This window comes from Mesorhizobium sp. WSM4849, from assembly GCF_055811385.1.
Genome location: NZ_JBVVPW010000041.1, coordinates 40,337 through 50,043, shown reverse-complemented (window position 1 = coordinate 50,043; position 9,707 = coordinate 40,337). Strand labels below are relative to the sequence as shown.

General features: G+C 62.0%; 10 protein-coding genes. 4 read left to right on the top strand and 6 right to left on the bottom strand.

All coding sequences use genetic code 11. The features are described 5' to 3' along the window. Positions 1 to 263: 263 nt before the first annotated feature. The 5 genes from AC0L3L_RS31855 to AC0L3L_RS31835 form a co-directional block, all read right to left on the bottom strand. Positions 264 to 932 (bottom strand): TIGR02117 family protein, encoded by a 669-nt coding sequence (locus AC0L3L_RS31855; RefSeq protein ID WP_473641114.1) that lies wholly within the window; start codon positions 930 to 932, stop codon positions 264 to 266. Positions 933 to 1,038: 106 nt separating this feature from the next. After that, complete coding sequence (locus AC0L3L_RS31850) at positions 1,039 to 1,788, bottom strand: amino acid ABC transporter ATP-binding protein (protein WP_174654397.1); 750 nt, start codon at positions 1,786 to 1,788, stop codon at positions 1,039 to 1,041. 75 nt (positions 1,789 to 1,863) lie between these two features. Beyond that, positions 1,864 to 3,021, bottom strand: a complete 1,158-nt coding sequence (locus tag AC0L3L_RS31845; RefSeq protein WP_473641112.1) for an amino acid ABC transporter permease — start codon at positions 3,019 to 3,021, stop codon at positions 1,864 to 1,866. A gap of 4 nt (positions 3,022 to 3,025) precedes the next feature. Continuing rightward, positions 3,026 to 4,213 carry an amino acid ABC transporter permease gene (locus tag AC0L3L_RS31840; RefSeq protein WP_123150908.1) on the bottom strand — a complete coding sequence of 396 codons (1,188 nt, stop codon included), beginning with the start codon at positions 4,211 to 4,213 and terminating at the stop codon, positions 3,026 to 3,028. 63 nt (positions 4,214 to 4,276) lie between these two features. Beyond that, a complete protein-coding gene (locus tag AC0L3L_RS31835; protein ID WP_123150909.1) occupies positions 4,277 to 5,305 on the bottom strand; it encodes an amino acid ABC transporter substrate-binding protein in 1,029 nt (342 codons plus the stop codon). A gap of 444 nt (positions 5,306 to 5,749) precedes the next feature. On the opposite strand from AC0L3L_RS31835, the gene AC0L3L_RS31830 reads away from it, so the two are divergent. The 4 genes from AC0L3L_RS31830 to AC0L3L_RS31815 all read left to right on the top strand — a co-directional run bounded on the left by AC0L3L_RS31830 (position 5,750) and on the right by AC0L3L_RS31815 (position 8,768). Beyond that, positions 5,750 to 6,922: a cystathionine beta-lyase gene (locus tag AC0L3L_RS31830; protein ID WP_473641110.1), complete on the top strand. Its 1,173-nt coding sequence runs from the start codon at positions 5,750 to 5,752 to the stop codon at positions 6,920 to 6,922. A gap of 231 nt (positions 6,923 to 7,153) precedes the next feature. After that, the gene (locus tag AC0L3L_RS31825) at positions 7,154 to 7,819 is read left to right on the top strand and encodes an RNA polymerase sigma factor (protein ID WP_473641108.1); all 666 of its coding nucleotides are present in this window, start codon (positions 7,154 to 7,156) and stop codon (positions 7,817 to 7,819) included. Between the two features lie 98 nt (positions 7,820 to 7,917). Further along, positions 7,918 to 8,442: a DUF4142 domain-containing protein gene (locus tag AC0L3L_RS31820; protein WP_473641107.1), complete on the top strand. Its 525-nt coding sequence runs from the start codon at positions 7,918 to 7,920 to the stop codon at positions 8,440 to 8,442. Beyond that, on the top strand, positions 8,439 to 8,768 hold the full coding sequence (locus AC0L3L_RS31815; protein WP_473641105.1) for a cupredoxin domain-containing protein: 330 nt from the start codon (positions 8,439 to 8,441) through the stop codon (positions 8,766 to 8,768). Before AC0L3L_RS31820 ends, AC0L3L_RS31815 begins: the two co-directional genes overlap by 4 nt. A gap of 47 nt (positions 8,769 to 8,815) precedes the next feature. Here the strand turns inward: AC0L3L_RS31815 and AC0L3L_RS31810 are convergent, their stop codons facing one another. Next, a complete protein-coding gene (locus AC0L3L_RS31810) occupies positions 8,816 to 9,616 on the bottom strand; it encodes an SDR family NAD(P)-dependent oxidoreductase (protein ID WP_473641103.1) in 801 nt (266 codons plus the stop codon). Positions 9,617 to 9,707 lie beyond the last annotated feature (91 nt).

Here is a 9,707-nt window from a genome sequence, read left to right as displayed (position 1 = left end):
CCACCGAGGCGACGAAAAAGCCAATCCGCCGCAGCAAGGATAACGCTCATGCCCTAAGTTAGCGCCTATGGGACAGCGCCCCCTCTGTCCTGCCGGACATCTCCCCCACGAGGGGGGAGATTGGCAGTTTCGGCGCCGCGCTTCATCCTGCAACGTTGGAGATTGGCGAAAGCCGAGGTGACGGCCGATCTCCCTCCTTGTGGGGAGATGTCCGGCGGGACAGAGGGGGCGCGCCGGAATGAGGCGCTGATTACCCGCAGCCATCAATTGTAAATCCGCATCGACAGGTCTAGTGAGGCCGGCAGCGGATTCCACCAGCCTGTCCGCAGGCCGGCGATACGCAGAGCCGCCGCCGTCCAGGTGTTGCAGCCAACCAGCGCATTGAAATGGCCGTTGGCTTCGTAGAAGCGGTCGAACCTGGAATAGGCGGCATTCTCGATCAGGATCGGACCGTTCGGCCCTTGCTGGAAACTTGCGGCGATGAAGTCGAGCAGCGCTGCAAAATGCGCCTCGCTGATGTCGAAGCCGGCGACGTCGGGGTGCGGCTCGACAATATTGCCGGCGACATCGACATGCATCACCGATGCGTCTGATGTCAGCGCCTTCATCATCGGGACGGCCTTCAGATCCGACCAGGTCGGCGTCTCCAGATAGAAGGCGCGGCCGCCCCAGCCGAAGACGATGTAGCGGACCTCGGCCATGTCGGCCGGAATGCCGCCATCGATCAGGAAATGGAAGCGTCTGCGCACATCGTCATCGACCGGAATGGCGATATCGGTGTGGATCGGATTTTTCAGCACCAGGATGTGCCTGGTGGCGACGGGATCGGCGGCGGCCGCCGACAAGAGCGGCCGTGGAATGACTGTGCCCAGCATCACGGCAAGCACTATTGCCACCACCAGAATGGCGAGAAAACGCCCAAGCTTTCTCATGAGGGAACGGCCTCGCAATTGGGGCGCAATCGGGGGCTGACGGCTCAGACGCAAAAAGAGCCCGGGCGGTTTCGGCCGGGCTCTTTTTTGATTTGCATGAGAGCGATCAGTGCAGGATCTGCGACAGGAACAGTTTTGTGCGCTCGTGGCGCGGATGGTCGAAGAACTCGGCCGGGGTGTTCTGCTCGACGATCTGGCCCTGATCCATGAAGATCACCCGGTTGGCGACCTTGCGGGCAAAGCCCATCTCGTGGGTGACGCAGAGCATGGTCATGCCCTCTTCGGCGAGGCCAACCATCGTCTCCAGCACTTCCTTGATCATTTCCGGATCGAGCGCCGAGGTCGGCTCGTCGAACAGCATGATGCGCGGGTTCATGCACAACGAGCGGGCGATGGCCACACGCTGCTGCTGGCCGCCGGAAAGCTGGCCGGGATATTTGTTGGCCTGTTCCGGGATCTTGACGCGCGTGAGGAAGTGCATGGCGATTTCCTCGGCCTGCTTCTTCGGCGTCTTGCGCACCCAGATCGGCGCCAGCGTGCAGTTTTCCAGGATGGTCAAATGAGGGAACAGGTTGAAGTGCTGGAACACCATGCCGACCTCGCGGCGCACCTCGTCGATCTTCTTGAGATCGTTGGTCAATTCCTTGCCGTCGACGATGATCTTGCCTTTCTGGTGCTCTTCCAGCCGGTTGATGCAGCGGATCATCGTCGATTTGCCGGAGCCCGAAGGGCCGCAAATGACGATCCGCTCGCCGCGCATCACCTTCAGGTTGATGTCCTTCAGCACATGGAATTCGCCGTACCATTTGTGCATGGCGATGATGTCGATGGCGACATCGGTGTCGGAGATATGCATCTTGGCGGCATTGACCTTGATCTCTTCCGCGCTGACGGCATTTTCTGTGGCCATGGAAGGTTCCCTTTTTTGTTCTTAGCGTTTGTAGCTGGTGTCGAGCCGGCGTTCCGTGAACATCGAATAGCGCGACATGCCGAAGCAAAACAGCCAGAAGACGAAGGCTGCAAACACCAGGCCGGACCTGGCGGTCTGCGGCGTCGCCCAGTTGGCGTCGGAAAAGTGCAGCTTGACGACGCCGAGCAGGTCGAACATGCCGATGATGTAGACAAGGCTGGTGTCCTTGAACATGCCGATGAAGGTGTTGACGATGCCGGGAATGACCAGCTTCAGCGCCTGCGGCAGCACGATCAGGCCCATCTTCTGCCAGTAGCCGAGGCCGAGCGAATCGGCACCCTCATACTGGCCCTTGGGGATCGCCTGCAGGCCGCCGCGCACCACTTCGGCCATATAGGCAGCGGCAAACAGCGATACGCCGATCAGCGCGCGCAGCAACTTGTCGAAGCTGACGCCGGCCGGCAGGAAAAGCGGCAGCATGACGCTGGCCATGAACAGCACGGTGATCAGCGGGATGCCGCGCACCGTCTCGATGAAGATGACGCACAGCGTCTTGACGATCGGCATCTTCGAGCGCCGGCCGAGCGCCAGCACGATGCCGACCGGCAGTGAAACAGCAATGCCGACGAAGGACAGGCTGAGCGTCACCAGCAGCCCGCCCCACAGCGGAGTTTCGACATGCAGCAGGCCGAACACGCCGCCGGTCAGCAGGATGAAGGCAACGATCGGCAGTGCCAGGAAGAACAGGATGGCGTTCAACCCCTTGCGCGGCACGCGCGGGATGAGCAACGGCACCAGCAACACCACGAACAGGATGGCGACCAGGATCGGCCGCCAGCGCTCCTCGATCGGATAGCGGCCGAACATGAACTGGCCGAACTTGGCGTTGACGAAGGCCCAGCAGGCGCCGGACCAGCCGTCCGGCTGGATGCCGCCCTGCGCCACCGTGGCGCAGAAGGTGCGGTCCGTGCCGGTCCACTGGGCACTGATGAAGGCCCAATTGATAATCTGCGGCAGGATCATCGCGACCAGTACGATGCCGACGATGGTCAGGATGGTGTCGCCGGTCGACGCGATCAGGTTCTTGCGGATCCAGGCCCCCAGACCGCGCACGCCGGCGGGCGCCTGTTGCGACAGCGCCATTTCGGTCCGAACCCAGGAGGTATCGTGTTCCTGCATGTCGCTACCTCTCCACCAGCGCCATCCTGGCGTTGACCACGTTCATCACCGCCGAGGTCAGCAGGCTGAGCACGAGATAGACCACCATCATGATCAGCACGCACTCGATCGCCTGGCCGGTCTGGTTCAGCACCGTTCCGGCGGTCGCCGTCAGATCCGGATAACCGATGGCGATGGCGAGCGAAGAGTTCTTGGTCAGGTTCAGATACTGGCTGGTCAATGGCGGAATGATGATGCGCATGGCTTGCGGAACAACCACAAGCCGCAGGATCGATCCTGGACGCAGACCCAGCGCACCGGCTGCTTCGCTCTGGCCCTTGCTGACGCCCATGATGCCGGCGCGCACGATTTCGGCGATGAAGGCCGCAGTATAGCAGGACAGCGCCAGGTAGAGCGACAGGAACTCCGGCTTGACCTGGAAGCCGCCAGTCAGGTTGAAGGTCGATTGCTTTGGATAGTCGAAGCTCAGCGGGAAGCCGCTCAGCGCATAGGCAAGCAACGGCAGGCCGACGATCAGCGCCGCCGACGTCCAGAACACCGGGAATTGCTGGCCGGTCGCCATCTGCCGCTGACGCGCCTTGCGGGCAACGAACCACGCCATGGCGATGCCGACAAGCAAAGCGACGAAGATCAACCAGGAGCCGTCGCCCCAGACGGCGCGCGGAAAATAGAAGCCGCGCTGGTTGAGGAAGGAGCCGAACGGCAGGTTGATGCTCTCGCGCGGTATGGGAAGCACGGCAAGCACGCCGGAATACCAGAAGAAGATAACCAGCAGCGGCGGAATGTTGCGGAAGACCTCGACATAGACCATGCAGATCTTGCGGATCAGCCAGTTGTGCGAAAGCCGGCCGATGCCGAGGATGAAGCCGATGATGGTGGCGGTAATGATGCCGGCGGCGGCAACGATGAGCGTGTTGATGAAGCCGACCACAATGGCGCGGCCATAGGTCGAATCCGACGAATAGGCGATGGCGCTGTCACTGATGTCGAAGCCGGCGCGGCCCCTGAGGAAGCCGAAGCCTGATGCAATGTGCAGGCGCGTCAGATTGTCGATGGTGTTTTGGACGATCCACCAGACCAACGCCACCAGCACGATGACGACCACCGCCTGGAAAAATATGCCGCGGACCTTCGGATCGTTGATGAAGGAGCCGCGGCTTGGCTCCTCGCGAAGAATTTCCTGCGATGCCATTCGACCATCCCCTGGAAAGAGAAACCGGAAGGCAGACGATCTGCCTTCCGGATCACATTTCGATCAGCGGATGGGCGGAGCGTATTGCAGGCCGCCCTTGGTCCACAGCGCGTTGATGCCGCGCGCGATCTTCAGCGGGCTGCCCGAACCGACATTGCGTTCAAACAGTTCGCCGTAATTGCCGACGGCCTTGACGATGTTGACGACCCAGTCGTTGGAGACGCCGAGATCGGTGCCGATCTTGGTATCAGCTTCCTCGCCGAGCACGCGCTTGATCTCGGGATTGTCCGAGGTCTTCATCTCCTCGACATTGGCCTTGGTGATGCCGAGTTCCTCTGCCTGCAGCAGCGCGAAGTAGGTCCACTTGACGATGTGGTACCATTGGTCGTCGCCCTGGCGCACGGCCGGTCCGAGCGGTTCCTTGGAGATGATCTCGGGCAGCACGACGTGGTCGGCGGGTGCGCCGAGCGTCAGGCGGATGCCGTAGAGGCCCGACTGGTCGGTGGTGTAGACGTCGCAGCGGCCGGCGTCATAGGCGGCGTTGACCTCTTCCAGCTTTTCGAAGACGACCGGGTTGTATTCCATCTTGTTCGACTTGAAATAGTCGGCAAGGTTGAGTTCGGTCGTGGTGCCACTCTGCACGCAGACCGCCGCGCCCGAAAGCTGTAGTGCGGAATTCACGCCCGGCAGCTTCTTGGCATTGATCATGAAGCCCTGGCCGTCATAGTAGGTGACTCCGACGAAGTTCAGCCCAAGCGCCGTATCGCGGTTGATGGTCCAGGTGGTGTTGCGCGACAGGAGGTCGATCTCGCCTGACTGCAGTGCGGTGAAGCGTTCCTTGGCGCTGAGCGGCGTGAACTTGACCTTGGTGCCGTCGCCAAAAACGGCGGCCGCGACAGCGCGGCAGAAATCCGCATCGATGCCTTGCCAGTCACCCTTGTCGTCCGGCGCCGAGAAGCCGGCCAGACCGGTCGAGACGCCGCATTGGATGAAGCCCTTGGCCTTGACGTCGTCGAGCGTGGCCGCCGACGCGGCCGAAGCCACCAATCCAAGCGCGGCGGCGCCCAGAATGCCGATTGCAATGTGTTTCATAACCCACAGACCCTTTTCTGTTTTTTTCAGGCGAACCTGACTTTTTTCCGTGTGAACGCAGCTTCCCGTTCCGGCCCATTCCCGGAACCCCGCATCGCAACCGACGCGCTGCCTCCCATTCACGAACTGCATCGAAGGCGATTATTCCAGTGAGGTCAAGGAAAATGACCGAAACCGAAACAGTTTGAAAACCAATTGCCGCAAATGCCTGTATTGCAGACAAACGCGCCCGGAAATTAGCCAGCAGTGCGAACAAAGCCGGCAAAGCTCGGTCAACGCAAATCGGGATTGCGCCGGCAAAACCGTCCCTCGGATTTACCGCGCATGACTGACTTGTCATGGAATCGATTGGCATATCCAAAGTCCGCCGGCTGGCGGATGGCGAACGGTTGCGCGGCCAATGCCGCCGCACTATGGCTAGCGCTTCATCAGAGGCGAAGCGCAATGACAAAAGACGGCAACGAAATGGGCATCAACACGCGGCTTGCCCATTCGGGCAACAATCCGCACGACTATTTCGGCTTCGTCAATCCGCCGGTCGTGCATGCCTCGACCGTGCTCTATCCCAACGCAGCGACGATGGCGGCGCGCAGTCAGAAATACACCTACGGCACGCGCGGCACGCCGACCACCGACGCGCTTGCCAGCGCGATCGACGGGCTGGAAGGCTCGGCCGGCACGATTGTGGTGCCGTCGGGCCTGGCAGCGGTGACGGTGCCGCTGCTCGCCTTCCTGTCGGCCGGCGACCATGTCCTGATCGTCGATTCCGTCTATCACCCGACCCGCAATTTCGCCGACACGATGCTCAACCGGTTGGGCGTCGAGGTCGAGTACTACGACCCCCATGCCGGTGCCGGTATCGCGGCGCTGATCAAGTCCAACACCAGGGTCGTGTTCACCGAATCGCCGGCCTCCAACACTTTCGAGGTGCAGGACATACCGGCCATTGCCAACGCCGCACACGCGGCAGGTGCGATCGTGATGATGGACAACACCTGGGCGACGCCGCTCTACTTCCGCCCGCTCGACTATGGCGTCGACATCTCGATCCATGCGGCGACGAAATATCCGGCTGGCCATTCCGACGTGCTGCTCGGCACCGTGTCGGCCAACAAGGCCTGCTGGAAACAGCTTTGCGAGACCTTCTACACAATGGGCTGCTGCGCCGGGCCGGACGATGTCTATCAGGTGCTGCGCGGCCTGCGCACGATGGGCGTACGGCTGGACCGCCATCAGCGCAGCGCACTGGCCATCGCCGGCTGGCTGGAGGGCCAGCCGGGCGTGGCGCGCGTGCTACACCCAGCGCTTGCCAGCCACCCCGATCACGATCTCTGGAAGCGCGACTTCTGCGGCTCGAGCGGCATCTTTTCAATCGTGCTCAAGGGCGGCGGCCAGAAACAGCAGCATGCCTTCCTCGACGCGCTCAGGATATTCGGCCTCGGCTATTCCTGGGGCGGCTATGAGAGCCTTGCGGTGCCGGTGTTCCTCGGCGACCGCGTCGTCGCCAAGGGTCCTTATGACGGCCCGCTCATCCGCCTGCAGATCGGGCTCGAGGATGTCGAGGATTTGAAGGCCGATCTGGCGCGCGGCTTCACTGCGGCGGCGGCCGCTACTTAAGCGACGAAAGGGTCTCTAACAGGCGCATCTTCGGCCTGATCGCGCAGGCCGATCTGCTGGCCGCAACGGCGCGCGCAAGCTGCAGACAAGCTGCTGGTGGAAGCGGTAGCGTAGTCGGTGCCGGCCGCCGGGAAAAATGTTCGGGAACCTTTTGCCGGTTAAGCCGTCCAATGTTTCGATCGGAGGATTTGCCTCGGGTCAGGAGATTGGCTCGCGATGAGGAAACCGGTCATGTCTGCGACCGTCATGCCCGCCGCGTCTGGCGAGATGCAGCTTGTCGGCCGTGCGCTGGCGCGCGAGGGCGGAGCCTTCCACACGATTATCAAAATGCACAACCAGCGACTCTATCGTATCGCCCGCAGCGTCGTCCGCAACGACAGCGAGGCTGAAGACGTCGTGCAGGAGGCCTATGTCAGGGCCTTTGCCCAGCTCGGGGATTTTCGCGGCGAATCCTCTCTCGCCACATGGCTGTCACGCATCGTCATCAACGAGGCGCTTGGGCGTTTGCGCAAAAGGCGGCGAACGGTAGCGATGCCGCAAAATCTACAAGCCGAAATCATCAAGTTCCCCCTCAATCCCAGCGACGATCCGGAGCGGATGATGGCGCAACGGCAGATCCTCGATCTTGTCGAACGGGCGACCGATCGCCTTCCCGATGTCTACCGGACAGTATTCGTGGCGCGGGTGATTGAGGGTCTCAGCATAGACGAGACCGCCGAATTGCTTGATGTGCGGCCCGAAACCGTCAAGACCCGGCTGCACCGCGCCCGCGCCCTCGTCCGCAAGGCGCTGGCCGACCAGATCGGCCCGGTGCTGCTCGATGCCTTCCCCTTCGCCGGCCGCCGGTGTGAACGGCTGACCGCCGCGGTGATGCAGCGGCTTGGCTTTACTGACTGATTTTCCCGAATTCCCGGGAACGTTTGCCACCTTCCGGCATCCAATCATCGTCAACTGAAAATGCCCGGAGCCAACCGCATCCGGCGAAGGAGAACGTCATGTTTATTCGATCGACCACCGCACTGGCAGCGCTTTTCCTGCTCAGCGCAGCGACGTTGGCGCAAGCCTCCGACAAACCGAGCGACCCGCAGATCGCCCACATCGCCTACACAGCCGGCGTGCTTGACGTCGAGGCGGCCACGCAAGCGCTGAAGAAATCGAAGAACAAGGAGATTCTCGATTTCGCCAAAGACATGGTGCGAGACCATGAAGCCGTAAACAAACAAGCGCTTGGCCTGGTCAAGAAGCTCAACGTGACGCCAGAGGACAACGCCACCAGCAAGGCGCTGACCAAGGCGGCGGACGAGGAACGGGCGAAGCTCGCCAAGCTCGACGGCGCCGCGTTCGACAAGGCCTATGTCGACAACGAGGTCGCCTATCACAAGCAGGTCAACGGCGCACTCGAAACCCTGCTGATCCCCTCGGCCGAAAATGCCGAACTGAAGAGCCTGCTGGAGACCGGCCTGAAGCTATTCCATGGCCATGAACAGCATGCCGAACATGTCGCCGGCATGCTGAAATGAGAACAGCACCGACGGTATCGAAACGGCATCTGTGGCTTGCCATGGCGCTAACTATTGCCCCCGCACCAGCCAAGGCCGAAACGATCGAGGTGACGATCGAGAAGCTGGTGTTCTCGCCAGCCACTGTCGAAGCGAAGGTCGGCGACACGATCGAGTGGGTCAACAAGGACGTGTTCGCCCACACGGCGACCGTCAAAGGCGGCTGGGAGGTGATGATCCCGCCGAAGACATCGGCGAGCATGATCCTTCAGAAGGCGGAAGCGTTCGACTATTTCTGCCGCTTCCACCCCAACATGAAAGGCCAAATGACGGTGACGTCGCCCTAACCCAGCCAGCAGAGACCGCCCTGCGCGCGCAGGGCGGTCGGGCGGCGTCAAGCCGCCTGGTAGCGAGGCGCCGGCTCGCCGGTCTGCGTCGCGGCGAACAAGGTGGCGCGGGCGGCGTCATAGGTTTCCCACAGCGCGCGGTCGTGGACCGACGGCAGCGTGATGGCTTCACCCTGATCGAACCCAGCCAGGGCCGCATCGACCATGTCTTCCGCGGTCATCACCACTGCCGGGTCGAACGGCGAAAGCGGCATGCCGGCGAACTCGTAGAATTCGGTGGCGGTCGCGGCAGGAAGAACGAGCTGCAGCCTGACGCCGGTTCCGGCAAGCTCCTCCTGCAGGCCACGGCTGAAGTTCACCACATAACCCTTGGTGCCGCTGTAGAGGGAGGTGATCGGCAGCGAGTGCAGCGCCATGACCGAGGCTATGTTGATTATCGCCCCTGCGTTGCGCGACAGGAATGCCGGCAGCGCCGCTCGGGTCAGGCGCGTCAGCGCCGTGATGTTGAGCGCGATCGTCGACGCGGCATTCTCGTCGGACGTGTTTATCGTCGATCCGAGCGTGCCGTTGCCGGCGTTGTTCACAAGCAGGGTGATGGCGGGGTTGGTGGCGAGCACCTTCTCGACAAGCGCCAAGCCCTCCTCCTTGGTCAGGTCGGCGCCGATCACCTCGACCTTGGCGCCATGGGCCCGCGACAGCTTTGCCGAGAGGGTTTTCAGGCGTTCGGCGCGGCGCGCCACGAGCACAAGATCATAACCACGGGCAGCGAGGCGATCGGCATAGACGGCGCCGATGCCGGCGGAAGCGCCGGTGACGACGGCGATCGGCTTGGAAGCGGAGTTCGACATGGGTTATCTCCTGGACGTTGGTTGAGCGCTCAAATGTTGAGCGCTCAATCAACTAGCCAGATCTGTGCCCCTTGCAATGGTTCAGCCCTCA

Coding starts and splice junctions, on each gene's coding strand:
- AC0L3L_RS31855 (WP_473641114.1), bottom strand. CDS start 932: ATGAGAAAGCTTGGGCGTTTTCTCGCCATTCTGGTGGTGGCAATAGTG.
- AC0L3L_RS31850 (WP_174654397.1), bottom strand. CDS start 1,788: ATGCATATCTCCGACACCGATGTCGCCATCGACATCATCGCCATGCAC.
- AC0L3L_RS31845 (WP_473641112.1), bottom strand. CDS start 3,021: ATGCAGGAACACGATACCTCCTGGGTTCGGACCGAAATGGCGCTGTCG.
- AC0L3L_RS31840 (WP_123150908.1), bottom strand. CDS start 4,213: ATGGCATCGCAGGAAATTCTTCGCGAGGAGCCAAGCCGCGGCTCCTTC.
- AC0L3L_RS31835 (WP_123150909.1), bottom strand. CDS start 5,305: ATGAAACACATTGCAATCGGCATTCTGGGCGCCGCCGCGCTTGGATTG.
- AC0L3L_RS31830 (WP_473641110.1), top strand. CDS start 5,750: ATGACAAAAGACGGCAACGAAATGGGCATCAACACGCGGCTTGCCCAT.
- AC0L3L_RS31825 (WP_473641108.1), top strand. CDS start 7,154: ATGTCTGCGACCGTCATGCCCGCCGCGTCTGGCGAGATGCAGCTTGTC.
- AC0L3L_RS31820 (WP_473641107.1), top strand. CDS start 7,918: ATGTTTATTCGATCGACCACCGCACTGGCAGCGCTTTTCCTGCTCAGC.
- AC0L3L_RS31815 (WP_473641105.1), top strand. CDS start 8,439: ATGAGAACAGCACCGACGGTATCGAAACGGCATCTGTGGCTTGCCATG.
- AC0L3L_RS31810 (WP_473641103.1), bottom strand. CDS start 9,616: ATGTCGAACTCCGCTTCCAAGCCGATCGCCGTCGTCACCGGCGCTTCC.